The 24101-nt window shown below is 71.6% G+C and carries 19 protein-coding genes; 9 read left to right on the forward strand and 10 right to left on the reverse strand.

Annotation, left to right across the window (positions count from 1 at the left end):
- Positions 1-233: 233 nt before the first annotated feature.
- Positions 234-1532, reverse strand: a complete 1299-nt coding sequence (locus VM685_RS14695) for an MFS transporter (protein WP_325460919.1) — start codon at positions 1530-1532, stop codon at positions 234-236.
- Positions 1533-1658: 126 nt separating this feature from the next.
- Positions 1659-3158 (reverse strand): carboxylesterase/lipase family protein, encoded by a 1500-nt coding sequence (locus VM685_RS14700; RefSeq protein WP_325460920.1) that lies wholly within the window; start codon positions 3156-3158, stop codon positions 1659-1661.
- 242 nt (positions 3159-3400) lie between these two features.
- On the opposite strand from VM685_RS14700, the gene VM685_RS14705 reads away from it, so the two are divergent.
- From VM685_RS14705 to VM685_RS14715, 3 genes are read left to right on the forward strand one after another with little or no spacing between them, the layout of a single operon-like run.
- The gene (locus tag VM685_RS14705) at positions 3401-5308 is read left to right on the forward strand and encodes a TonB-dependent receptor plug domain-containing protein (protein WP_325460921.1); all 1908 of its coding nucleotides are present in this window, start codon (positions 3401-3403) and stop codon (positions 5306-5308) included.
- Between the two features lie 4 nt (positions 5309-5312).
- On the forward strand, positions 5313-5828 hold the full coding sequence (locus VM685_RS14710; protein WP_325460922.1) for a YfiR family protein: 516 nt from the start codon (positions 5313-5315) through the stop codon (positions 5826-5828).
- Entirely contained in the window at positions 5825-7582 is a 1758-nt protein-coding gene (locus VM685_RS14715; protein ID WP_325460923.1) for a response regulator, read from the forward strand. Before VM685_RS14710 ends, VM685_RS14715 begins: the two co-directional genes overlap by 4 nt.
- A gap of 74 nt (positions 7583-7656) precedes the next feature.
- On the opposite strand, the gene VM685_RS14720 is transcribed toward VM685_RS14715, so the two are convergent.
- A complete protein-coding gene (locus VM685_RS14720; RefSeq protein ID WP_325460924.1) occupies positions 7657-7866 on the reverse strand; it encodes a cold-shock protein in 210 nt (69 codons plus the stop codon).
- A gap of 296 nt (positions 7867-8162) precedes the next feature.
- Between VM685_RS14720 and VM685_RS14725 the strand changes: the two genes are divergently transcribed.
- A complete protein-coding gene (locus VM685_RS14725) occupies positions 8163-8369 on the forward strand; it encodes a hypothetical protein (RefSeq protein ID WP_325460925.1) in 207 nt (68 codons plus the stop codon).
- A gap of 1 nt (position 8370) precedes the next feature.
- Positions 8371-8643 (forward strand): hypothetical protein, encoded by a 273-nt coding sequence (locus VM685_RS14730; RefSeq protein WP_325460926.1) that lies wholly within the window; start codon positions 8371-8373, stop codon positions 8641-8643.
- A gap of 3 nt (positions 8644-8646) precedes the next feature.
- Here the strand turns inward: VM685_RS14730 and VM685_RS14735 are convergent, their stop codons facing one another.
- The 4 genes from VM685_RS14735 to VM685_RS14750 are packed head-to-tail and all read right to left on the reverse strand — an operon-like array spanning position 8647 to position 14362.
- Positions 8647-11091 (reverse strand): response regulator, encoded by a 2445-nt coding sequence (locus VM685_RS14735; RefSeq protein WP_325460927.1) that lies wholly within the window; start codon positions 11089-11091, stop codon positions 8647-8649.
- Entirely contained in the window at positions 11084-11536 is a 453-nt protein-coding gene (locus VM685_RS14740; protein WP_325460928.1) for a response regulator, read from the reverse strand. The genes VM685_RS14735 and VM685_RS14740 overlap by 8 nt, the downstream gene beginning before the upstream one ends.
- Entirely contained in the window at positions 11529-13772 is a 2244-nt protein-coding gene (locus VM685_RS14745; RefSeq protein ID WP_325460929.1) for an ATP-binding protein, read from the reverse strand. The genes VM685_RS14740 and VM685_RS14745 overlap by 8 nt, the downstream gene beginning before the upstream one ends.
- A complete protein-coding gene (locus tag VM685_RS14750) occupies positions 13769-14362 on the reverse strand; it encodes a biliverdin-producing heme oxygenase (RefSeq protein WP_325460930.1) in 594 nt (197 codons plus the stop codon). The genes VM685_RS14745 and VM685_RS14750 overlap by 4 nt, the downstream gene beginning before the upstream one ends.
- A 364-nt stretch (positions 14363-14726) precedes the next feature.
- Between VM685_RS14750 and VM685_RS14755 the strand changes: the two genes are divergently transcribed.
- From VM685_RS14755 to VM685_RS14770, 4 genes are all read left to right on the forward strand, one after another.
- Positions 14727-16772: a family 1 glycosylhydrolase gene (locus tag VM685_RS14755; RefSeq protein ID WP_325460931.1), complete on the forward strand. Its 2046-nt coding sequence runs from the start codon at positions 14727-14729 to the stop codon at positions 16770-16772.
- A 258-nt stretch (positions 16773-17030) separates the two neighbouring features.
- Positions 17031-17996, forward strand: coding sequence for a sulfate adenylyltransferase subunit CysD (gene cysD / locus VM685_RS14760; protein WP_325460932.1), 966 nt, complete (start codon positions 17031-17033; stop codon positions 17994-17996).
- Positions 17996-19903, forward strand: coding sequence for a sulfate adenylyltransferase subunit CysN (cysN, locus tag VM685_RS14765; protein WP_325460933.1), 1908 nt, complete (start codon positions 17996-17998; stop codon positions 19901-19903). The genes cysD and cysN overlap by 1 nt, the downstream gene beginning before the upstream one ends.
- Positions 19904-20101: 198 nt before the next feature.
- The gene (locus VM685_RS14770) at positions 20102-20845 is read left to right on the forward strand and encodes a hypothetical protein (protein ID WP_325460934.1); all 744 of its coding nucleotides are present in this window, start codon (positions 20102-20104) and stop codon (positions 20843-20845) included.
- Here VM685_RS14770 and VM685_RS14775 read toward each other — a convergent pair.
- From VM685_RS14775 to VM685_RS14785, 3 genes are all read right to left on the reverse strand, one after another.
- Positions 20842-21861, reverse strand: coding sequence for an NAD(P)-dependent alcohol dehydrogenase (locus VM685_RS14775; RefSeq protein WP_325460935.1), 1020 nt, complete (start codon positions 21859-21861; stop codon positions 20842-20844). The two genes, VM685_RS14770 and VM685_RS14775, sit on opposite strands and share 4 nt — an antisense overlap.
- A gap of 293 nt (positions 21862-22154) precedes the next feature.
- Positions 22155-22910: an N-acyl homoserine lactonase family protein gene (locus VM685_RS14780; protein WP_325460936.1), complete on the reverse strand. Its 756-nt coding sequence runs from the start codon at positions 22908-22910 to the stop codon at positions 22155-22157.
- A gap of 26 nt (positions 22911-22936) precedes the next feature.
- Positions 22937-24100, reverse strand: coding sequence for an MFS transporter (locus tag VM685_RS14785; RefSeq protein WP_325460937.1), 1164 nt, complete (start codon positions 24098-24100; stop codon positions 22937-22939).
- Position 24101: the final 1 nt, after the last annotated feature.

Here is a 24101-nt window from a genome sequence, read left to right on the forward strand (position 1 = left end):
GCGGCGGGTTCACGGCCGCCGGAAGATGCGCCGAGGGGCGCTGCCAGCGCCATTCGTAGGGACGCAGCCACACCCAGCCGCCGTCGCTCAGTTTCCGCGGCGCCAGGGCATAGCTCCGGATCCACGGGGCATCACTCAGATCACTCAGTTCACTCAAGGTCGTAGCCCGACTCGAAACGCGTCCCATGCCGGCACCCTAGCGGAAGCCCGGGGCGCTGGCTGCTGCGCCGAAGTCACAGGGCCGCGGCAAGACGCTTGTCGCGGGCGATCGAGGCCGAGGCCGCGAGGTGGCAGCCGATGGTGATCACGATGATGGGAACGAGGGCGAGGAAGCCGACGGCCAGCGACTGGTCCCCGTACTGCGGCTTGGCCCAGTCCGAGATCCGGCCGACGTAGACCGGCCCGACCCCCAGGCCGATCAGGTTGAGGATGAACAGCAGCACCGCCCCCGAGATGGTGCGCCGGGCGGGCGTCACCGCGTTCTGGACCACGGTCAGGGCCGGAGCCAGGTACATGTTGTTGAGCAGCGCCGGGATGGCGATGAACATCAGCGCGATCGGCCAGGTCGGCGCCCAGACGATGCCGAACCAGAACGGGATGGTCACCGCAAAGGCGATGGCCGGCACCCACGCGAACCAGCGCCGGTCCCGGCGCGCCAGCCGGTCCACCAGCCAGCCGGCGGCGAAGGTGCCGATCATGCCGGTGATGCCGAGCACCAGGCTGTAGTAGTTGGCGACCTCCACCAGCGTCATGCCCTTCACCCGGATCAGGAAGGGCGCGTTCCAGCTCAGGGCCGCATAGCCCACGAAGGCGCTCATGGCGCTGGAGACGGCGGTCAGGATCAGCGTCCGCTGCTGGAAGAAGCCGCCGATCGCCTGGAACAGCGGCGGGGCCGCCTCGTGCGCCTCTCCGTCGGCCAGGGGGTCCAGCGCGCCGCGCTTGGGCTCGCGCACGATGACCAGCAGCAGCAGGGCCATGATGATCCCGGGGATGCCCATGGCGTAGAAGGCGACGCGCCAGCTGTAGGCCTCGGCGATCCGGCCCGCGGCGAAGGCGCCGATCATCGAGCCGGCCGGCACGCCCAGGGAATAGAGGGCCAGCGCCGTGCCGCGCTTCTCCGGCGGGAAGTAGTCGCTGATCAGCGAATAGGACGGCGGCGACCCGCCCGCCTCGCCGATGCCGACGCCCATCCGGTAGACGGCGAGCTGCAGGAAGTTGGTGGCCGTGCCGCACAGCGCGGTGAACAGGCTCCAGAGCGCGCAGGCGGCGGAGATGATCCATACCCGCTTCGCCCGGTCCGCCAGCCAGGCCACCGGCAGGCCGAACGTCGTGTAGAAGGCGGCGAAAGCGATGCCGCCCAGCATGCCGAGCTGGGTGTCGGTGAGATTGAGGTCCTTGCGGATCGGCTCGGCCAGGATGGCCACGATCTGCCGGTCGAGGAAGTTCAGGGTGTAGACCACCGCCAGCACCACCACGACCAGGTAGCTGTAGGCCATGCTTCTCGGGCGGCCGGCGGCTGTGGCGGCGGTCATCCTGGAACTCTCCCCCGTGTCCGGCCCGCCAGTTTTCTGGCTTCGAAGCGCCGGTATGCGTTTCCTTTGAAAGTCCTTGTGGCACGGGCCGTTGCGCCCGCCAAGGGCGGGCCCGACCGCCCTGCCCTAGCGCTTGGCGAGGCTCCGCTCGACCCAGTCGAGCTGGGCGGCCAGGTGGCGCTCGCGCACCTTCACCCCGTCGGCGCCGAACTCCACGGACGCCTCCGTCGGCGGGGCGAACCGCGGCCAGGCAGGGCCGCCGGCGCTGTCCGGATCGCCCCGCTTCGCGAACGCCGCCCAGTAGGCGTTCATCGCCTTGGAGAGCGGGACGTCCTCCGGCGCGAACTTCTGCTTCGGTCCGCCGAACACATACTTGATCTCCGCGGTGTGGGCCGCCCCCAGTGACGTGGCCCGCTCGGCCGGGGTCACATAGGAGAAGTGGTAGAGCCAGACCGGTGCGCCGGCCTTCGAATGGATCCGGGCCAGGTTGCGGTCGGGCTCGGTGATCAGCTGGGCCGTGGAGAGCCGGTGGACGATGCGCGTGCGGTCGCCGGTGTTGTCCGGATCGAAGGCCGCCAGCATCGAGGGCCGCGCCGCCTCCGGAACGAGGTCGAGCTGCGCCGGCTGCGGCCGGAACAGGCTGGCCTCGTTGGAGTTGCCTCCAAGGATCAGCGGGACCTTGGCCTGCCACCCGGCCGCGAAGCCCTCGGCGATCCCTGAGGTGATGTAGCGCCCGTCGGCGATCGGCTGGGCGCGGCTGGTGAACGGCCCGGAATACGGCAGCGCGCTGAGCGGCAGCTTGCGCAGCGCCGCCGCGGCCGCGGCGTCGTCGCCCTGGACGCCCGCGGCCTGCGCCGCCTTCAGCCCGCTCTCCTCGGCGGCCTTCAGCGCCACCGGCTGGTGCCGGGCGAAGCTCGATTCGCCGATCGCCTTGTGGAACAGGCCGCGCGAGTCGGGCGCCAGCATCAGGTAGAGCACCGAGATCGCCCCGGCCGACTCGCCGAAGATGGTGACGTTCTTCGGGTCGCCCCCGAAGGCCGCGATGTTCGCCTGCACCCACTTCAGCGCCGCCACCTGGTCCATCAGGCCGTAGTTGCCGCTGGGGCCCTCCCGCGTCAGCGCCGGGTGGGCGAACCAGCCGGCGCGGCCCAGCCGGTAGTTCAGGGTGACGGTGACCACGCCCTGCCTGGCGAATTCAGACCCGTCGTGCTCGGCTCCGAAGGCCCCGATGCTGTTGCCGGTGACGAAGGCGCCGCCGTGGATCCAGACCATCACCGGCAGCTTCGCGCCCGGTTTCGCCTTGGCCGGGGTGGTCACGTTGAGGAACAGGCAGTCCTCCGACTGGGTGCAGTTCTGGCCCGGCTGGGTGGCGTCGCGCACAGCGCTCCAGGCGGCCGGCGCGGCCGGCGGCCGCCAGCGCAGCTCGCCCACCGGCGGGGCGGCGAAGGGGATGCCCTGGAAGGTCGCCACGCCGTCGGCGACGGCGCCCCTGACCGGCCCCTGCGCGACCTTCACCACCGGCCCGGCCGCCACGGCCTGGGCGGGCGCCGCCTGGGCCCAGGCCTGGCCGCCCGCGGCGAGCAGGCTCGCGGCCATCGCGACGGCCATCATGCGCTTGAAGATCATCGGCTTCCCCCCGGAGCGGCTCCGGTCTTGGGCGCCGGAACATACCCATTTGTCGACTCTGGAGAGGACCCTGTAAAGCGCCGCCCGGCCCTGCGGCGGGCAACGGCGCTTAACTTCCGGAGTTGATATGCTAATCCACGGCAGAGCCGGGGGGCTTGCGACGCACGGCGCCTAGGGGGGCCATGGAACAGTCTCAGTTGCGGGTGCGATTCCCCACCCGGTCCCGGCGAAGTGCGCCCTGCGTGGCGGCCCTGGTCATCGCCGGCGCGGCCGCCGGCCAGGCCGAGGCGCGGGCGCAGAGCTTCGAGGTCGCCGCCGCGCCCACGGCCCGTGCGCTGGGCGAGCTCACCATCGACGAGCTCTCGGAGATCAGCATCACCTCGGTGTCGAAGCGACCGGAGGCGATCAGCCACGCCGCCTCTTCGGTCTATGTGATCACCAACGACGCGATCCGGCAGTCCGGCGCCCTCACCGTCCCCGAGGCCCTCCGGCTGGCGCCGAACCTCGAAGTCATGCGCATCGACGCGCTCGACTATTCCATCACCGGCCGCGGGTTCGCGGGCTTCGAGTCCGCCAACAAGCTGCTGGTGCTGGTCGACGGCCGGAGCGTCTACACGCCCCTGTTCTCCGGCGTGGACTGGGACCAGCACCACATGCTGCTGGACGACATCGAGCAGATCGAGGTGATCACCGGGCCGGGCGGCACCCTTTGGGGCGCCAACGCCGTCAACGGCGTGATCAACGTCACCTCCCGCAGCGCCTTCGACACCCAGGGGCCGCTCGCCGTGGCCAATCTCGGCACGCTCGATAGCGACGTGCGGCTGCGCTACGGGGTGCAGCTCGGCGACTCCGGCGCCGGGCGCGTCTACGCCACCGCCTTCCGCCGCGGTGACCTGGAGGAGGCCGACGGCTCCAGCGCCGAGGACGGCTGGGACGGCTGGCAGGCGGGCCTGCGCACCGACTGGGCGTACGGCTCCGACACATTCACGATCCAGGGCGACGTCCAGGACGCCACGATTGACGAGAGCCAGGGCTTCGCCAATGGCTATGTGCGCGGCGGCAACGCCCTGGGCCGCTGGACGCGGCGCCTCGGCCCCACGTCCACGGTGGAGGTCCAGGCCTACTACGACCACACCGAGCGCGAGGCCCGCGGCCTGCGGGACAAGCTGCGCGTCTGGGACGTCGAGGCGCAGCACGCCTTCACCCTCGGCCGCCACGCGCTGGTCTGGGGCGGCGGCTACCGCATCACCCGCGACGAGTTCCGCACCCTCGCCGATCCCCAGCTCCTCTCCCCGCCCCGGCGGCGCGTCGACATCGGCAACGTCTTCGTCCAGGACGCGATCGCGCTCCGCCCGGACCTGCTGCTCACCCTCGGCGTGAAGCTGGAGACCAACGACTACACGAAGAGCGAATGGACCCCGAACGTCCGGCTGGGGTGGAGCGTCTCGGAGCGGCAGTTCCTCTGGGCGGCCGTCTCGCGCGCCATCCGCAATCCGTCGCGGATCGAACGCGACTTCACCATCGCGGGCCTCGTCCAGCCCGGCCAGATGGGGTCCGAGAAGCTGATCGCCTACGAGGCCGGCTACCGCGGGCGGGTCACCTCCGCCGCCACCGTCTCGGCCTCGCTGTTCTACCACGACTACGACGAGCTCAGGACCAACGAGCTGATCCCGGGGCGGCTGCCGGCCCCGGTCTTCGTGGGCAACACCATGGAGGGCGAGACCTGGGGCCTGGAAGCCTGGGGCGACCTGCAGGTCAACGACTGGTGGCGCCTCAGCGCCGGGGGCGCCGTCCTGCGCAAGGACTTCCGCCTGAAGCCCGGCAGCCGCGACGTCGCCCGCTTCGAGGCAGGCGGCGCCGACCCCGGCTACTGGGCGAAGCTGCGCTCGCACATGCGGCTGGCCGACAACGTCGAGCTGGACCTCGGCCTGCGCGTCTACGACAACATCCCAACCCTCGCCGCGTCAGGCTACGTGGGCGCCTCCGGCTACACCGAGGCCAGCGTCCGGGTCGCCTGGCGGATCAGCGACCGGCTGGAGCTGTCGGCCACCGGCCTCGACCTGCTGAACGCCCGCCATGCCGAGGCCAGCGAGACGCGACGCAACGAGATCCCGCGCAGCGCCTACGTCACCCTGCGCTGGACGCCGTGAGCTGATGCGGCTGCGACGATCCCTGCAGGCTTGCGTCGCGGTGGTGGCCGCGGCCGCCGGCGCGTTCGCCTGGCCCGCGCACGCGCAGGGGCTCGAGTACGCCGTCAAGGCCGCCTTCCTGACGAAGTTCGCCGCCTTCGTGAGCTGGCCGCCCGGGACCGGGGCCGGCCCCGTGCGCGTGTGCATCGTGGGCGACGATCCCTTCGGCCCGGCCGTCGAGAACGCCGCCGCGGGCCAGGTGGTGGTCCGCCGGCTGGCGGCGGTGGACCGCGGCTCCGGCTGCCAGGTGCTCTACGCCGCCGGCTCCTCGCGCCAGAGCGTCGCCCAGGCGCTGCAGGCGGTGCGCGGCGCGCCGGTGCTGACCGTGACCGACGCCGCCCGCGGGGGCCCGCGCGGCATGATCCACTTCGTGGTCTTCCAGGACCGCGTCCGCTTCCACGTCGACGCCGCGCAGGCGGCGCAGGGCGGCCTCTCGATCAGTTCCAAGCTGCTGGCGCTCGGCCTGTCGGTGAAGCGATGAAGCTGCGCTGGCCGGACCTTTCCGACCGCCGCCAGCTCAACCTGGCCTGGCTGGGCGCCGTCGCCCTGCTGGCCGTGGGCGTGCTGCTCGGCGCCCGGGCCGAGGCGGTCTACCGCGGCGAGGCGGCGCGCGCGGCGACGGTGCAGGCGGACATCCTGGCCGCCAGCGTCACCGCCGCCCTCGCCTTCGACGATCGTCCCACCATGCGCGAGTACGTGGACGCCCTGCGCGCCGACCGCCGGGTGGCGGCCGCGGGGGTCTACAACGCCGCCGGCCGGCCGTTGGTGGTCTATGCGCGGCGCGCGCAGCCGCGGCCGCCGGAACAGCTCGGCCCGCCCGGCGCGGTCTACGACCGTGGGGCCGTGAAGGTCACCGTGCCGGTGTCCGAGCAGGGCGTGATGATGGGCGCCGTCTATCTGGAGACCGAGCCGGAGCCGTTCGCGGCCCTGCTCGGCCGCCACAGCGGCCTGGCCCTGCTCAGCGTCATGGCCTTCCTGCTGCTGGGCGTGATCACCCGGGCGGCGGCCCAGCTCCAGCGGCGGGCCCGAGAACTCGCCGAGGCGAACCAGCGCCTGACGGTCGAGATGCGCGAGCGCGCCCGCGCCGAGGAGGCCCTGCGGCAGAGCCAGAAGATGGAGGCGCTGGGCCAGCTCACCGGCGGCATCGCCCACGACTTCAACAACCTGCTGCAGGTCGTCCAGGGCGCCTTCGAGCTGATCCGCCGCAAGCCCGAGGACACCGGCAAGGTCTCGAACTGGGCCGCCAACGGTCTGCAGGCGGCCGAGCGCGGGGCCAGCCTGACGCGCCAGCTGCTCGCCTTCTCCCGCGCCCAGAAGCTGGAGCTGCAGCCGTTCGTGGTCAGCGAGCTGATCGGCGACATGCGCGACCTCCTGACCCGCACCCTGGGCTCGGAGATCGAGCTGGAGTTCCGCCTCGACGACCAGGCCGTGCCGGTGCTGTCCGACCGCACCCAGCTCGAACTGGCGGTGCTGAACCTGGCCATCAACGCCCGCGACGCCATGCCCGACGGCGGGCGCCTGACCATCGCCAGCCGGGTGGTGGAGATCGCGCCGGGCCATCCGGTGCTGCCGCCCGACGCCTATGTGGAGCTGCGCGTCTCCGACACCGGCGCGGGCATGGAGCGGGAGGTCGCCGAGCGCGCCTTCGACCCGTTCTTCACCACCAAGGGGGTCGGCAAGGGGACAGGCCTCGGCCTCAGCCAGGTCTACGGCGTGGCGCGGCAGGCGGGCGGGGAAGCGCGGATCGAGAGCGAGCCCGGCCGCGGGGCCACCGTGATCATGCTGCTGCGCCGGTCCACCCAGGCGGCGCCGGGCGCCGTCGCCGCCCAGGCCGCGCGGGCGCCGGTGCTCGCCCCCGTGGGCGGCGCGACGGTGATGGTGGTCGACGACGACGACGACGTCCGCCGGCTGGTCCGCGACACCTTGGAGCTGCTCGGCTACCGGGTGGTCAGCTGCGACAGCGGCGCCGCGGCCCTGGAGGCGCTCGACAAGGTCCGCCCCGACCTCGTGCTGATGGACTTCGCCATGCCGGGCATGAACGGCGCCGAGGCCGCGGGCCTCGCCCGCCAGAAGTGGTCGGAACTGCCGATCGTCTTCGCCAGCGGCTACGCCGACACCGCGGCCGTGGAGAACGCGCTCGGCGGTCGCGCGGCGATCCTGCGCAAGCCGTTCGAGATGGACGAGCTCGCCCGCGTGGTGGCCGAGGCCGTGGCGCCGGCCCCGGCGCGTCCGTAGGCCGCCGCCCAAAGAAAAACGGGCCGGCGTGAGCCGGCCCGTTCCGTCTTGAAGCGCTGGATGCTGAAGGCGGCTTAGGCCGCCTGCAGGTTCGCCGCGGACATCTTGCCGCTGCGCTGGTCGCGCTGCATCTCGTAGCCGAGCTTCTGGCCTTCGTGCAGCGAGGCGAGCCCCGCGCGCTCGACGGCGGAGATGTGGACGAACACGTCCGCGCCGCCGTCGTCAGGTTGGATGAAGCCGAAGCCCTTGGTGGGGTTGAACCACTTCACGGTGCCGGTCGTCATTGTCTTGATCCCTTCCGGATTCAACATTCACGCGCCCAACCTGGGCAGCGAGATCAAATTTTCGGAGAGGGTCGAGGACAGGTCCGGAACTGAGCTTCAGAAAAGCCAGGACGGAAGCAGGCGAGCCAAAACGATATTCGATACGGGAACTTCACACAGAACTCGGTTCTTCGCAAGGAATAATTTGGAATTCTGGCGACAGCGGCAGAAATTACCTATATAAAATCCTACATACGTACCGATTTCACGACTTCTTCCGCCGGGCGCGCCTGGCGGGGATCGAAGAGGATATCCGCATGCGCCACCCCGACCGCGTCGTCTTCACCGTCGCACGCCACCAGGACGGTTGGGCCGTCGAGCAGGACGGGGTGATCACCGACCGTGCGCAGGACAAGGAAGTGGCCAAGGCCGCCGCCAACAAGCGGGCCCGCGAGGTGCAGGACAAGGGCCAGCCCTGCCAGGTGCGGGTGAGCGGCGAACACGGCTTCTTCGTGGTCGCCTGAGATGGCTCCCCCGCGTCCCAAGCCCCCCGCCCCCGCCGCCGTCACCTTCCGCAACGCCATCGAGCGCGCCGTGCAGGAGGGCGTCGCCCCTGACGACATGACCCTGCACCTGACGCTCCGCGACGACGCCGACCTCAAGCGCGACCGCACCATCGCCGTCCAGGACATCAGCTTCGACGCCGGCGTCATGCGCTTCCTGGGCGTGAAGGTCGCCACCGGCGGCGTGACCGTCAGCAAGCTCGACCTGGGCGGATCGGCCGAAGCCGGCGCCTGACGGCTAGCGCCTGAGCGGCACAACCTTGCCGGTGTCGGGGGCCGCGCCGATGGCGGCCTCCACCTTGCGGGCGAGCTCGTCGTCGCGGAACGGCTTCTGGATGATCCGCTCCTCGCCCACGTCGCGCAGCGCCTTCAGGTCGGCGTAGCCGGTGATGAACAGCACCGGCGTCCCGGGCCGCAGCTCCGAGGCCGCCCGGGCGGCCTCGACGCCGTTCATCCCGGGCATGGCGTAGTCGGCCAGCAGGATGTCCACGGGCTGCTCGCGCAGGATGTCGAGCGCCGCCCCGCCGCTGCCGGCCTCCAGGACGCGGTAGCCGAGTTCCTGCAGCATGGCCGCGGTGATCTCGCGCACCGCGCTGTCGTCGTCCATGACCAGCACCGTGCGCTCGCCCTTGCTGATCGCGGGCGCCTTGCGCTTCACCTCCGGCTCGCGCCGGGCCGCGCCCGCGGCCCGCGGCAGGTAGACCTTCACGGCCGTCCCCTCGCCCAGGCGAGTGTCGATGCGCACCCCGCCGCCGGACTGCTTGGCGAAGCCGTAGACCTGCGCCAGGCCGAGGCCCGATCCCTTGCCGACCGCCTTGGTGGTGAAGAACGGCTCGAACGCCTTCGCCAGCACCTCCGGGGTCATGCCGGGCCCGGTGTCGCTCACCGACAGCATGACGTAGTCCCCCGGCGGCGGCTCCTCGGGCCGCGTCGGCGGCTGGCGCAGGGTGACGTTCGCCGTCTCCACCGTGAGGCCGCCCCCCACCTCCATGGCGTCGCGGGCGTTGATCGCCAGGTTCAGGATGATCAGCTCGATCTGGGTCGGGTCCACCAGGGCCGGCCACAGGTCCGCCTTCAGCACCGTCTCCAGCCGCACGCTGCCGCCCATGGTGGACTGCAGCAGGTCGCGCATGCCGGCGACGGTCTCGTTGAGGTCGACCGGCTTCGGCTCCAGCTTCTGGCGCCGCGAGAAGGCCAGCATCTGCGCCGTCAGCTTGGCGCCGCGCTCGGCGGCGGTCCGCATGTGGCTGATGCGCTCGGCGATCGCGCCGTTGACGCCCTGCTTGTGCAGCGCCCGCTCCACGAAGGTGATGTTGCCGAGGATGACGGTGAGCAGGTTGTTGAAGTCGTGCGCCACGCCCGAGGTGAGCTGGCCCACCGCCTCCAGCCGCTGCATCTGGCGCAGCGTCGCCTCGACGCGCTCGCGCTCCTCGATCTGCTCGGCGAGTTCGCGGTTGCGCTGGGCGAGGACCTCGGCGGCGGCCTTCTCGGCGGTGATGTCGCGCCCCACCGCATAGAACGCCTCGCCCTCCGGCACGGCGGTCCAGGAGATCCAGCGCCAGCTGCCGTCGGCGTGCTTCAGCCGGTCCTCGAAACGCTCCACCACCTCGCCCCGGGCGAGGCGCCCGATGATGTCGTCGGCGGCGGGCAGGTCCTCCGGATGGATCAGAAGGCTGAGGTTGCTGCCCACCAGGGCGTCCGGGGCGTAGCCCAGCATGGAGGCCCAGGCGGGGTTCACCCGCACCAGCCGCCCGTCGAAGCCGGCCACCGCGAACAGGTCGCGGCTGAGCCGCCAGATCCGGTCGCGCTCCGCCGTGCGCTCGGCCACCTGGCGCTCCAGGTCGCCGGTGAGCCGGCGCAGCGCCTCCTGCGCCTGCCGCTCCTCGGTGATGTCGCGCACCACGCCCACGAAGCGGGTGCACACGCCCTCCTCGAACTGCGCCTGGCCGCGCGTCGCGATCCAGCGCTCGACGCCCGTGGGGGACACCGAGCGGAACTCCTCGGCGAAGGCGCCGGTGGCCTCCGGCGTCCAGGTGGTCGCCGCCTCCACGGCCCGGTTCACCCGGTCGCGGTCGTCCGGATGCATGCCCTCCAGGAAGGCGTCGTAGTCGACGACCGCGTCGCCCGGCAGGCCGAACATCGCCTTGCAGCGCTCGTCCCAGAGGAGCGCGCCGGTGCGGGGGTCGAAGTCCCACAGTCCGAGCTCGGCGCCCTCGATGGCCAGGCGCGCCCGCATCTCGCTGCGGGAGAGCGCCTGCTCGGCCTCGCGGCGGTCGCGCCGCTCGCGCGCCTGGTCCAGCGCCCGGTCCACGGCGGTCGCCAGCCGGGTCAGGTTGCGCTTCATCACATAGTCGGTGGCGCCGCGCTTCAGGGCGTTGGTGGCGAACTCCTCCCCCACCACACCGGAGACGAAGATGAACGGCGTGTCCGGCTGCAGGGCGCGGGCGATGTTCAGCGCCGACAGCCCGTCGAAATCCGGCAGCGAATAGTCGGCCAGGATGATCTCGCAGTCGCCCTCCTCGAGGGCGGTGACGAACTCGCGGCGGTTCACCACCCGGCGCAGGCTGAAGACCAGGTCGGCCTTGGTCAGGTGGGCGGCGAGCAGCTCGGCGTCGATCTCGCTGTCCTCCAGGAGGAGGATGCAGATCTCGCGCCCCTGCGGCCTGGCTCCGGAATCAGGCATCGGCGGCGGTCCTCGGCGGCGGCTCGTTGAGGATCGCCCAGAACATGCCGAGGTCCTGGATCGCCTCGAAGAAGGCGTTGAAGTCCACCGGCTTCACGACGAAGGCGTTCACGCCCAGTTCGTAGCTCTTCACCAGGTCGCGCTCCTCCCGCGAGGAGGTCAGCATGACCACGGGGATCTGCCGGCGGAGGCTGTCGCTCTTGACCTTCTCCAGCACCTCCAGGCCGTCGACCTTGGGCAGCTTGAGGTCCAGCAGCACCACCGCCGGATCGCCCGGCAGGCGCTCGGCGTGCTGGCCGCGCTGGTACAGGTAGTCCAGGGCTTCGGCGCCGTCGCGGGCGACCACGATGTCGTTGGCGAGCTGGCACTTGGCCAGCGCGGCCAGGGTGAGCTCCAGGTCCCGGGGGTTGTCCTCAACCAGCAGGATCGGTCTCAGGTCAGCCACGCGTGATGTCTCCTTTTCGCGCGCTCTCGCGCCTTGGCAGGGTGAAGGTGAAGGCGGCGCCCCGGCCAAGCTCGCTGGTGGCCGAGATGGTTCCGCCGTGCCGCTCGACGATCCGCTTGCAGAGCGCCAGGCCGATCCCGGTGCCCTCGAATTCCTCGGTGCGGTGCAGGCGCTGGAAGACGCCGAACAGCTTGTGGGCGTAGGCCATGTCGAAGCCCACGCCGTTGTCGCTGATGGTGAAGCTGACGCCCTCCGGGCGCTCCTCGCCCTCGACGCGGATCTCCGGGCGTTCCCGCGGCGCCGAGTACTTGATGGCGTTCTGGATCAGGTTCTGCAGCACCTGGCGGATCATCGCCGTGTCGCCCCAGGCGGGCGGCAGCGGCGCCACCTGCCAGGCGATGTCCCGGCCCTGCAGGTCGGGCTCCATGGACCGCCGCACCTCGGCGATCAGCTTGCCCATGTCGATCCGGTCCTTGGCCAGGGTCGTACGGCCGAGCTGGGAGAAGTTCAGAAGGTCGTCCACCAGCCGCCCGGCGGAGAGGCCGGACTCGCGGATGCTCTGCAGGTAGTGCCGGGACTTGGGATCCAGGTCGGGCTCGCGGTCGGCCAGCAGCTCGGCGTAGCCCACGATGTGCCGGAACGGCGCGCGCAGGTCGTGGGAGATGGAATAGGAGAAGCTCTCCAGCTCCTTGTTGATCGCCTCCAGCTGGGTGGTCAGCTCCGCCCGCTCCTCGGCGCGGCGCAGGACCAGGCTCTGGATCGCGCTGCGGAACCCCTCGGCGCTCTCGATCTCCGCCGCCGACCACGGCAGGCTGCGCAGCCGCACCTGCTCGCGCCAAAGCTCGAAGGACTTGCGCGGATGCAGCCGGTCGGTCCCGGGCTCCACCGGCTTCGACGGGTCGCCGCTCCAGTCGATGGTCCGCACCACCTCGGGGCGGAACCACAGGATGTAGTCCGAGTGGAGCTGCGAGATCGAGACCGCCAGCAGGCCGCTGGCGCGGTCGGCGTAGGCCACCGCCTCGGGCCAGGCCTCGGCCATGGACTCCAGCGCCGCCACCTCCTCGCCGGCCTCGCCCAGGGCGCCGGCGATGCGGCGGATCTCGTCCGGCGGCGGGGTGAGCCCGACGGCCAGGACCTTGTCGCCGCGCACCACCGCCGCGCCGGCCGCCCGGGTGAGGGCCGACCAGAGCTCCGCGTTGTTCACCAGACCCGACTCGAACCCCGGCGCGAGCGCGAGCTTCGCTAGCAGTTCGGTCTCCACCTGCTTGAGCGCCAGCCGCTCGGCGGTGCGCTGCGCCTGCTCCCGGGCCTCGATCTGCAGCGACAGCACCTGCCCCAGGATGTCGCAGGCGGTCCGCACCTGGGCGTTCACCTGCCGCGGCGCCCGGCTATGGCCGGAGATCAGGCCCCAGAGCCGTCCCTCCACCAGCAGGGAGATCGACATGGACGAGCCGGTGCCCATGTTGCGCATGTATTCCAGGTGGACCGGCGAGACGCTGCGCAGCGCCGCCTGCGACAGGTCCAGAGGCTTTCCGTCTACCGGGCTCAGCGCCGGCTCCAGGGGCGACGGGACATAGTCGGCGCTGGCGATCAGCCGGATGCGGTTCTGCCGGTAGAGCTCGCGCGCCTGGGCCGGGATGTCCGAGGCCGGGAAGCGCTGGCCGAGATAGGACGGCAGCACGCCGTCGCGGTCCTCGGCGAGCACCGTGCCATCGCCCTTCTCGTCGAAGGAATAGAGCATCACCCGGTTGAACCCGGTGATCGCCCGGACCTCGGTCACCGCTGCGGCCGCGATGGCGGGCACGTCGCCGGCCTGGCCGATCGCGTCCAGGAACCGGCGCAGGCGCGGATAGAGGCCCTCCAGCGTCTCGGCCTCGGTGCGCGGCGGGTCCTCGAACTCCAGGACGAGGCCCTGCGGCGTCACGTGGCCGGCCACCTGCAGCACGAAGGCGCCCAGCGTCACCGTGCGCAGGAACTGCGGATCGTCGTTCGCCAGCCACCGGCGAAGTTCGCTGGTGAGCTGCAGGGCCTCGGGGAGGTCCGCCAGCGACTCGCCCGGCCCGAGCGGCAGGCCGGAGATCGCCGCGAGATTGGCGCTCGCCTGCAGCCGCGTGAAGCTCTGCGGATCGACGACCAGCAGCGCCCCGTGCGGCTGGATCCCGCCGGGGATCCGGATCGGCTCCGCGGCGCAGGCGTCGAGGTCGAGGGCGGCGGGCGGCGGCAAGGTCTCGCTCATGCCGCCAGCCAGTCTTCGAGCAGGGCGAAGGTCTCGCAGGCGCCCGCCGCCGCCCGCTCGCGGTCGGGGTCCTGGGCGGCCAGGAAGCCCTGGAAGCCGCGCCACATCTCCCCGGTGCGCCGGCCGTAGGGATCGAAGTAGGTGATGCCGCCGGACGGCGCCCACCCGGCCCCGGCCAGGGCCCGGGCGATCAGCTGTCCGCCCAGGGTCGAGCCCTCCATCACATACAGCGAGCCGAGGGTCGCGGCCTCGTCGTCCGCCAGGCCCTCCGCCGCCCGGCAGACCGGCAGCGCGCGGATCTCCGCCGTCGTGCGGCCCAGGGCCGCCAGGTCACGCCGCAGGTGCGGCAGCCGGGCCCGGGGGGCGTGGAAGGCCGCGAACTTCGAACGCTGGCGGATGGCGCACTCCCAGACCGCATGGAAACCGTGGAAACGCTCCAGCACGCGCACGAAGCGCTGTCTGTCGAGTGGCTGACTTAGGAGGCTAAGAGACTGCTCGAGCCGGCTGTGGGCGGCGGCGGTCTCGCGGCGCAGGTGCGAAGCCAGGTCGGGCGGATTTTCAGGGGCGCTGGTGCGCCGGGTACGAGGCATCGCGGGCGGAACACTTCCTGTTCAGCCCCACCCGACGCCCGCGAAAAAACAACATACGTGTACGGGGCGCAAGCGTTCATGCGCCCCCGAAGCCTCGCAGCCGGCGGCTATGCTGTCCTAACCCCCCGGCCCAAAACGAGTTCAAGCTACGCCGTGAAAAATTCTGCGCCGCCAGGTGATGAGCGCCGCGAGGCGCGGAACATCATCTGACAATCCGCGGAACGCGCCTTTCGCGCACCGGCTTTATGCCCCCGCCTGAACTTGTGTCGTTTCAACATCGCGCCCTTGCGGCGGCGCGTGAGCTTAAGGTGGGCTGGTGGAGTCTTTGGAGCTTTGGGGCGGTCATGAGTGCACCGTCAATCGCGTGCGCAACCGCTACCTCGATCAGACGGTGCTGTCCGGACACCAGGACCGGCCGTCCGACCTGCGGCTGTTCGCCGAGCTTGGCCTGAAGGCCCTGCGCTATCCGGTCCTGTGGGAGAAGGTCTCGCCCGAGCGCCCGGACCGGCGGGACTTCACCTGGTCCGACCAGCGGCTGAACGAGATCGCGCGCCTGGGCATGCGCCCGATCGTCGGTCTCTGCCACCACGGCAGCGGGCCGCGCTACACCAGCCTGGTCGACGACCAGGGGTTCGCCGCCGGCCTCGCCGTCCACGCCCGGGCCACCGCCGAGCGCTACCCGTGGGTGCGCGACTGGACGCCCGTCAACGAGCCGCTGACCACGGCCAGGTTCTCCGCCCTCTACGGCATCTGGTACCCGCACACCCGCAACGAGGGCGCCTTCTGGCGGGCGCTGTTGAACGAGATCGACGCCACGCGCCTGTCGATGCGCGAGATCCGCCGGGTCAACCCGCACGCCCGCCTGGTGCAGACCGAGGACCTGGGCTTCAGCCACGCCACCGCGCCCATGGCCGACCAGGCGGCCTTCGAGAACGAGCGCCGCTGGATCACCTGGGACCTGCTCTGCGGGACCGTGACGCCCGCCCATCCGCTGTGGGCGCGGATCGCCGCCTGGGGGCTGGCGGACCGGCTCCGGGCGATCGCCGACGACCCCTGCCCGCCCGACGTGCTGGGCCTCAACCACTACCTGTCCAGCGAGCGCCTGCTGGACCATCGCGTGGAGCTCTACCCGGAGGCGCTGCGGGGCGGCGACGGGCCCGGGCCGTACGTCAACATCGAGGCCGTGCGCACCGTCGCCGGCGGTCCCCTGGGCGTCGGCGCCCTGCTCGACCAGGCCTGGGCGCGCTACGGCCGGACGATCGCCATCACCGAGTGCCACAACGGCTGCACCCGCGAGGAGCAGATGCGCTGGTTCGACGAGGTCTGGCGCGCCGCCGAGGCCGCCCGCGCCCGCGGCGTCGACCTCACGGCGGTGACGACCTGGGGCCTGCTGGGCTCCTACGACTGGAACCGCCTGCTCGCCGAGGAGGCCGGGTTCTACGAGGCCGGGGTCTTCGACCTCGGCCATGGCAGGCCCCGACCGACAGCCATGGTCCCGCTGCTGAAGGCCCTGGCGGCCGGCCGCCGCCCGGACGCCCCGGCCCTGAAGGGCCTCGGATGGTGGCGCCGCGCCGACCGGTTCTTCGACCAGGTGGTCGAGCTGCCCGAGCCCGGCGCCCGGCCGGAGCCGCCGGCCGCCGACGTCGAGGCCGCGCGGCCGCTGCTGATCGTCGGCGCCCGCTGCGCCCGGCGCGACGCCCTGGTCCACGCCTGCGAGCATCGCCACCTGGCCCACCAGATCCTCGAGGCCTCCGCCAGCGAGCACGAGGCGCTGCCCGCCCGCCTCGCCGAACGGGTCGCCGAAGCCGATCCCTGGGCCGTCGTCAGCCTGGCCGCGCACGCGGAGGGCGACCTCGCCGCCGTCGCCGCTGCGCGCAGCCTGCCCTTCGCCTCCTGGCGCATGGGCCCACCCGCGCCGCCCGCCCGCGGCCCGGCCCTGGCCATCGGATCGGACGACCTGATCACCCGCCACGACCTGCAGGCGTTCGCCGGCCACGTGCTGGAGAGCCTGCGCGCCGGGGAGCGCTTCCGGGCGGCGTCCGACCGCACCGCCCCGGGCGTCTACCTGCCCGACGCCGCCAACGCCGTGCTCGACCTCTTGATCGACGGCTGCCGCGGCGCCGTGCGCCTGACCTCGCCGCCGAGCCTCTCCTGGGCGGAGCTCGCCTGCTACATCGCCCGCGAGGCCGAGCTGGACGCCTATCTGGTGGAGCCGGTGCAGACGCCGCGCATCGGCCGCGCCGCCAGCCGTCCCGCCGCGGCGGCCGAGGGGGTGGAGCTCGTGCTGCCGGGGCTGTCGAGCGCCGCCTCGCGGGTGGTGGCCACCTGGAAGCTGGTCACCGCCGGCCGCAACAGCTGCCCGGCCGAGGCCGCCGAGGACGCGCCGGCGATGCGGCACGCGGCGGAGTGAGCGCCGGGCGTCAGGGCTCCGGATAGGACGCGGCGGGAGCCGGAGCGCCGCGTCCTCCCGCAACAGCCGCCCGCTGCGCGACGGGCCAGGCTCGGGGTCGGGGATGGAGCCGCGCCGCCAACTCCCCTGTCACGGCCTGCAGATTTCCTGCGGGCGGCTCGCCTTGCGGGCCTCCGACCCCTCCTCTAATTGACGCCCAGGGCCGACCCGCCCGCCATCACGGCGAGCGGAGATTTTCTTTTGATGTAAGGTCCCAGCATGGACGCCCGCCTCGCGCCCGCCCCCTTCACCGAGACCCGCGACAGCCGCTTGCCCACGCCCTCCGCCGCCACGCTCACCCACCTGCAGCGCCTCGAAGCCGAGAGCATCCACATCATGCGCGAGGTGGTCGCCGAGGCGACACGCCCGGTGATGCTCTATTCGATCGGCAAGGACTCGGCGGTCATGCTGCACCTGGCGGCCAAGGCCTTCTATCCGTCGAAGCCGCCCTTCCCGCTGCTGCACGTGGACACCACCTGGAAGTTCCGGGCGATGTACGAGATGCGCGAGCGGATGGCCAAGGAGCTCGGCTTCGAGCTGATCGTCCACAAGAACCCCGAGGCCGAGGCGCGCGGCATCAATCCGTTCGACCACGGCCCGCTGCACACCGACATGTGGAAGACCGAGGGCTTGAAGCAGGCCCTCGACAAGCACGGCTTCGACGCGGCCTTCGGCGGCGCCCGGCGCGACGAGGAGAAGTCCCGCGCCAAGGAGCGCATCTTCTCGTTCCGCTCGGCGCAGCACCGCTGGGACCCGAAGAACCAGCGCCCCGAGCTCTGGCGGCTCTACAACACCCGCAAGAACCCCGGCGAGAGCATCCGCGTCTTCCCGATCTCCAACTGGACCGAGCTCGACATCTGGCAATACATCCACCTGGAGAACATCCCGATCGTGCCGCTCTACTTCTCGCAGGAGCGGCCGGTGGTGGAGCGCGACGGGACGCTGATCATGGTCGACGACGACCGCTTCCCGCTCCTCGAGGGTGAGACCCCGCAGATGCGCTCGGTGCGCTTCCGAACCCTCGGCTGCTACCCGCTGACCGGCGCGGTGGAGAGCACTGCCGCCACCCTGCCCGAAATCATCCAGGAAATGCTGCTCACCACCACCAGCGAGCGCCAGGGCCGGGTCATCGACCACGACCAGGCCGCCTCCATGGAGAAGAAGAAGCAGGAGGGCTATTTCTGATGGCCCACCAGTCCGCGCTCATCGCCGAGGACATCGAGGCCTATCTCGAGTCCCACGAGAAGAAGTCCCTGCTCCGCTTCCTCACCTGCGGCTCGGTGGACGACGGCAAGTCGACCCTGATCGGCCGGCTGCTCTACGATTCCAAGATGATCTTCGAGGACCAGCTGGCGGCCCTCGAAGCCGACTCCCGGAAGGTCGGCACCCAGGGCGGGGAGATCGACTTCGCCCTCCTCGTCGACGGCCTCGCCGCCGAGCGCGAGCAGGGCATCACCATCGACGTCGCCTACCGCTTCTTCTCCACCGACAAGCGCAAGTTCATCGTCGCCGACACTCCCGGCCACGAGCAGTACACGCGCAACATGGTGACCGGCGCGTCCACCGCCGACGCCGCCGTCATCCTGATCGACGCGCGCAAGGGCGTGCTCACCCAGACCCGCCGGCACAGCTATCTCGTCAGCCTGCTCGGCATCCGCCACGTGGTGCTGGCGATCAACAAGATGGACCTGGTCGGCTGGGACCAGGAGCGGTTCGACGCCATCGTCGCCGACTACCGCGAGTTCGCCGCCCAGATCGGCCTCACCGACTTCACCGCCATTCCGATGTCGGCGCTGAAGGGCGACAACATCACCGAGCCCTCGCCGCACGCGCCCTGGTATTCCGGCCCGCCGCTGATGCGCTGGCTGGAGGAGGCGCCGATCGAGGACGACCTCCGCGAGAAGCCCTTCCGGATGCCGGTGCAGTGGGTCAACCGCCCCAACCTCGACTTCCGCGGCTTCTCCGGCCTGGTGGCCTCCGGCGTCGTCCGGCCGGGCGACAAGGTGAAGGCCCTGCCCTCCGGCCGCGAGAGCACGGTCGCCCGGATCGTCACGATGCGCGGCGACCTGCCCGAAGCCGTCGCCGGCCAGTCGGTGACCATCACCCTCGCCGACGAGATCGACGTCAGCCGCGGCGACGTCCTGGCCGCCGCCGCCGATCCCCCGGCCGTCGCCGACCAGTTCGAGTGCACCCTCGTCTGGTTCGACGACGAGCCCATGCTGCCCGGCCGGCCCTACCTGATGAAGCTCGGCGCCCGCACGGTCTCGGCCCAGGTCACCGAGCCCAAGCACAAGGTCAATGTGAACACCCTGGAGCGCCTGGCGGCCACCCGCCTGGAGCTCAACGAGATCGGCGTCTGCAACCTGGCGCTCGACGCCCCCATCGCCTTCGATCCCTACGCGGAGAACAAGGACCTCGGCGGCTTCATCCTCATCGACCGGATCTCCAACCGGACGGTGGGCGCCGGCATGCTGCACTTCGCGCTCCGCCGCAGCCAGAACATCCACTGGCAGGCGCTGGATGTGGACAAGGCCGCCCGCTCGGCCGCCAAGGGCCAGAAGGCGCGTGTCGTCTGGCTCACCGGCCTCTCCGGGGCCGGCAAGTCGACCATCGCCAACCTGGTGGAGAAGCGCCTCCACGCCGAGGGCCGCCACACCTATCTGCTGGACGGCGACAACGTCCGCCACGGGCTCAACAAGGACCTCGGCTTCACCGAGGAGGACCGGGTCGAGAACATCCGCCGCGTCGCCGAGGTCGCCAAGCTGATGGTCGACGCCGGACTGATCGTGCTGGTCTCCTTCATCTCGCCGTTCCGCGCCGAGCGGCGGATGGCCCGCGACCTGCTGGAGGACCGCGAGTTCGTCGAGGTGTTCGTCGACACCCCCCTCGAAGAGGCCGAGAAGCGCGACGTGAAGGGCCTCTACGCCAAGGCTCGCGCGGGCCAGCTCAAGAACTTCACCGGCGTCGACAGCCCCTACGAGCCGCCGGAGCGCCCGGAGATCCGCATCGACACGACGAAGCTCTCGCCGGAAGAGGCGGCCGAGAAGATCTTCGACTGGCTGGAAGGCGGCGGCTTCGATCCGGTGATCTGACGCTCGCGCTTTCTTGAACGAGCGGTCGGAACTGTCGCGCTTGGCGGCGGTTACCCCCGCAGTCCCGGCCAAGCCGGGCCATGAAGCCCTCGAGTTGAGGCCCGGCGACCCCGCATTCCGGTCGCCGGGCCTTTTCGTATCTGGCCACGGCCCAGCTTGTTCGGTCATCCTGCCCCCCGGGGATTGGGGGAACGATCCATGGGCTATCTGTTCATCGGGCTGCTGCTGGCGGGCGCGGTCGCCGCCGTCCTGGCCACGCGGCTCTCCGTCCGGGGCTGGGGCCCGCCGACCTTCGCCCAGGTCTCCGCCGTCACCCTCACGCCCCTGTCCGTGGTCTTCGGCTTCACGGTCGCCTTCCTGGCGGCCCAGGTCTGGGGATCGTGGGACCGCGCGGTGGGCTTCGTGGGCCAGGAGGCCAGCGCCCTGCAGGAGAGCGTGGTCCTGGCCGACGCCCTGGATCCCGCCCTGGGCCGCGCGCTGCGCGCCGACCTCGCGACCTACGCCGCCTCCCTCCCCGCCGAGTGGCGCGCCATGGAAGGCCGGACCGAGACCCTGCGCGCGCCGTCCGCCGGACTGATGCAGGCGCTCCACCGCGTCGCGACCTATCGGGCCCCGAACGCCGCCGCGGCCACCGACCGCATCCTGGCCTCCCTTGATGCGGCGCTCGACGCCCGCCGCCACCGCATCCTGCTCAGCGAGACCGGCGCGCTCGGGCCCGGCCGGTGGCTGGCGGCCACCATACTCGCCATGTGCCTGCAGCTGACGATCGCCATGGTCCACGCCCACGACCGCCGGGCGCAGGTCCTGACGGTGGCGGTCTTCACGGTCGCCGCGGTCACGGCGCTCGCCATGGTGGCGGCCTTCGACCAGCCGTTCCGGGCCACGCCGGCCGGCGTCCAGCCGCATGCGCTGCTGGAACTGGCCGCAGCCTCCGGCGCCTAGAACTCCAGGACGATCTTGCCGAAGTGCTCGCCGCCGGCCATGGCCGCGAACGCCGCGCGCGCCTCGGTCCAGGGGTAGACCTTGTCCACCACCGGCCGGATGCGGTGCAGCTCGATCGCCTTGCACATGGCCTCGAACATGTCGCGCGAGCCCACGAACACGCCCTGCAGCTTGGCCGCGTTGCCGATCAGGGCCGCGGGGTTGAAGCCCTCGCCCGCCCCCGCCACCACGCCGATGATGGCGATGTGGCCGGCGATGCGCACGGCGCGCATGCTCTGCTCGATGGTGCCGCCGCCGCCGACCTCCATGATGAAGTCCGCGCCGCGCCCGCCGGTCGCCTCGCGCACCGGCTTCGACCAGTCCGGCGTCTGGCGGTAGTTGACCAGGTGGTCGGCCCCCAGGCCGCGCGCCCGCTCCAGCTTCTCGTCCGACGACGAGGTGATCAGCGTGCGGTAGCCGGCGGCGTGCGCGAACTGCAGGCCGAAGATCGAGACCCCGCCCGTGCCCTGCAGCACCACCGTGTCGCCCGGCTGCAGCTTGGCGTCCTCGAACAGCGCCCGCCAGGCGGTCAGCGCCGCGCACGGCAGAGTCGCGACCTCCTGGTCGGTGAGGAACTCGGGGACCTTCGACAGCCCCTCCTGGCTGAAGGTCTGCAGCTCGGCGCCCGCCCCCGGGATCGGGAAGCCCAGCGCCGTCATCGCCTTTTCCAGCGTCGGCGGACCGGAGATCCAGCCCTGGAAGAACATCGTCGCCACCCGGTCGCCCGGCTTGAAGCGCGTGACCCCCTCGCCCACCGCCTCGACCACGCCGCACCCGTCGGAGAAGGGCGTGATCACGTCCGTGGTGCTGGCGGAGCCCCGGCCGTACATGCCGTTGACCATCAGGAGGTCGCGGTAGTTCAGCGACACCGCCTTCATTCGGACCAGCACCTCGCCCCGGCCGGGCTTGGGATCGGGCAGCTCCACCACCTTGAGGGCGTCCAGGCCCCAGGGGGCGGCGACGTTCAGTGCGCGCATGGTCAGTCCTCCTGCGGGCGATTTGCCGCCGGGCTCAGCCCGCCCGCAAGCCTGTCCCCACGTCAGGGCGCCGTCCGGAAGCCCCCCCGCCGTGACAGCGTCCCTGGCCCTCCTCCTCGATGGAGGAGGGTTGGGTGGTGGTGTGTCTGCTGAGCCGACGGAAGGGCGCCGTTGGGCGCCGCGCCCACTCGCGCTCCTCGCCCCGTCGCCCTGCACTCACCACCATCCCTACCCTTCCTCCATCGAGGAGGAAGGACGCGAGCTCGTCGGCGACTGAGGACCCTTCGACTAGCTCAGCCCCGCACGCCGGGCAGCAGGGCCCTCTCCCCCCACTGGCCGGGATCGTGGCCGTAGATCATCACCGTCTGCGGCCCGCGCATCGCCATCAGGGCGTCGAGCGAGCGGTTCATGGCGGCGTGGTCGGCATAAGCCGGGAAGTTGCGGCTGACGGCGGACTCGGCGGTGTAGCAGGCGTCCCCCACCAGGATGTGGTCGCCCTGGTCGCTGCGCACCCGCAGCGACTGGTGGCCGGGCGTGTGGCCGTGGCTGGGGATGCAGGTCACCGAGCCGTCGCCGAACAGGTCGTGCTCGCCGTCCACGAGCCGCAGTTGGTGGCCGAGGTCGAAGAACCGCTTCGGCAGGAAATAGCGCCGCGAGGTCTCCTCGTCCGCCCCCGCCGCCCACTCCTTCGACTGCACCACCAGGGTGGCGTTGGGCAGCGCGCTCAGGCCGCCGGCGTGGTCGAAGTGCAGGTGCGAGAGCACCACGTAGCGCACCTTGGCCGCGTCGATCTCCAGCCGCTCCAGGTGGCTGGCGACCGTCTCCTCAGCCGTGAGCGAGACGTCCATGCCACCCTCGCGGAGCCGCTGGCGGTAGGGGTCGTCGGCGTCCTGCATGTCGTCGTGCAGGCCCGCGTCGAACAGGGCCACGCCTTCGGGGTGCTCGATCACATAGAACGGCACCGGCACGGCCACCCGCTCGGCGGCCATGCCGAGGCCCGCGCCGGGGCTGTGGAACTGGCCGCAGACGCAGCCGAACAGGCGGGTCATGGTCGCCTCCCTCTCGGACGGCCCCTTCAGGCGGGGTCCAGGCGACGCACTCCATAGAGCCTGACCGCCCCGATCAAGCCCGCAATGCAAAGCGCGGCCATGAGCAGGTAGCCCTGGGCCCCGTAGCGGTCGAACAGCCAGCCCGAGGCGATGGTGGCGAGCCCGGCGAGCACGCCGCCCGAGAGCGCCGAGTTGATCGCCTGCGCCGCCGAGGCGTTGCGCGGCGTCGACAGCCGCTCGACGAGCTGCAGGGAAGCCAGGAAGGTCGCCGCATAGCTCAGCACGTGCAGCACCTGCAGCGGGAACAGCAGCCAGAGCGGCGGCGAGAAGGCCAGGGCCACCCACCGGACCAGGGCCGCCGCCCCGCCCAGCACCAGCAGCCGCCGGGGTCCCACGGCGCGCCGCCACGGCTCCATGAACCACAGGAACAGCACCTCGGCCGCCACGCCCACCGCCCACAGGACGCCGGTCATACTCTCGGGGATGCCCTGCTGCTTCCAGGAGAGCGCGGAGAACGAATAGTAGAAGGCGTGGGCCGACTGGATCAGGCCGGCCGACACCACCGCAGTCATGAAGGCCTGGTCCTTCAGCAGGCCGTTGAGACCCGCCATGCGCTCGGCCACGCCGGGGGTCGGCCCGCCCTCGTGCACCTCGTCGGCCGGCAAGAGCAGGCGCGCGCCCAGGCTGGCCAGGGAGGCGGCGGCCACCATCCAGACCAGCACCAGCTCCGGCGAGCCGCGGGCCACCAGCCAGCCCACCACCAGGTTGGCGACGATGAACGCCGCCGAGCCGATCCCCCTGGGCCAGCCGTAGTTGAAGCCGTCCCGCGCCGCGCGCCTGAGCACGATCACGTCGGTCAGCGGCGACAGCGTCGAGAACATCGAGGAGGCGGCGAACCAGACCACCGCCCACCAGGCGAAGCCGAACGGCAGGGCCATGAGCGCGAACAGCCCCGCCACCGCCGCGGCCATCAGGATCAGCGCGGTGCGCCGCAGCCGGAAGCTGTCGGCCCACACCGCCAGGAGCGGGGCGGTGAAGGCCCTGGCCAGCATCGGCAGCGACAGGATCAGCCCGATCTGCGCCCCGGACAGACCCCTGTGCTCGAACCACACCGGCAGGTAGGGCGAGCTCGCGCCCGTGCCGATGAAGATGGCCCCGTAGTAGAGCCCCATGCGGACGGGCGGCGACATG

The sequence above is a fragment of the Phenylobacterium sp. genome (genome assembly GCF_035539035.1).
Taxonomy (GTDB): domain Bacteria; phylum Pseudomonadota; class Alphaproteobacteria; order Caulobacterales; family Caulobacteraceae; genus Phenylobacterium.

What these genes read in the sequence shown, in the direction of transcription:
- cysD (WP_325460932.1), top strand. Translation starts at nt 17,031, where the DNA reads ATGGACGCCCGCCTCGCGCCCGCCCCCTTCACCGAGACCCGCGACAGC.
- VM685_RS14720 (WP_325460924.1), bottom strand. Translation starts at nt 7,866, where the DNA reads ATGACGACCGGCACCGTGAAGTGGTTCAACCCCACCAAGGGCTTCGGC.
- VM685_RS14725 (WP_325460925.1), top strand. Translation starts at nt 8,163, where the DNA reads ATGCGCCACCCCGACCGCGTCGTCTTCACCGTCGCACGCCACCAGGAC.
- VM685_RS14715 (WP_325460923.1), top strand. Translation starts at nt 5,825, where the DNA reads ATGAAGCTGCGCTGGCCGGACCTTTCCGACCGCCGCCAGCTCAACCTG.
- VM685_RS14695 (WP_325460919.1), bottom strand. Translation starts at nt 1,532, where the DNA reads ATGACCGCCGCCACAGCCGCCGGCCGCCCGAGAAGCATGGCCTACAGC.
- cysN (WP_325460933.1), top strand. Translation starts at nt 17,996, where the DNA reads ATGGCCCACCAGTCCGCGCTCATCGCCGAGGACATCGAGGCCTATCTC.
- VM685_RS14775 (WP_325460935.1), bottom strand. Translation starts at nt 21,861, where the DNA reads ATGCGCGCACTGAACGTCGCCGCCCCCTGGGGCCTGGACGCCCTCAAG.
- VM685_RS14750 (WP_325460930.1), bottom strand. Translation starts at nt 14,362, where the DNA reads ATGCCTCGTACCCGGCGCACCAGCGCCCCTGAAAATCCGCCCGACCTG.
- VM685_RS14730 (WP_325460926.1), top strand. Translation starts at nt 8,371, where the DNA reads ATGGCTCCCCCGCGTCCCAAGCCCCCCGCCCCCGCCGCCGTCACCTTC.
- VM685_RS14710 (WP_325460922.1), top strand. Translation starts at nt 5,313, where the DNA reads ATGCGGCTGCGACGATCCCTGCAGGCTTGCGTCGCGGTGGTGGCCGCG.
- VM685_RS14700 (WP_325460920.1), bottom strand. Translation starts at nt 3,158, where the DNA reads ATGATCTTCAAGCGCATGATGGCCGTCGCGATGGCCGCGAGCCTGCTC.
- VM685_RS14735 (WP_325460927.1), bottom strand. Translation starts at nt 11,091, where the DNA reads ATGCCTGATTCCGGAGCCAGGCCGCAGGGGCGCGAGATCTGCATCCTC.
- VM685_RS14785 (WP_325460937.1), bottom strand. Translation starts at nt 24,100, where the DNA reads ATGTCGCCGCCCGTCCGCATGGGGCTCTACTACGGGGCCATCTTCATC.
- VM685_RS14780 (WP_325460936.1), bottom strand. Translation starts at nt 22,910, where the DNA reads ATGACCCGCCTGTTCGGCTGCGTCTGCGGCCAGTTCCACAGCCCCGGC.
- VM685_RS14745 (WP_325460929.1), bottom strand. Translation starts at nt 13,772, where the DNA reads ATGAGCGAGACCTTGCCGCCGCCCGCCGCCCTCGACCTCGACGCCTGC.
- VM685_RS14770 (WP_325460934.1), top strand. Translation starts at nt 20,102, where the DNA reads ATGGGCTATCTGTTCATCGGGCTGCTGCTGGCGGGCGCGGTCGCCGCC.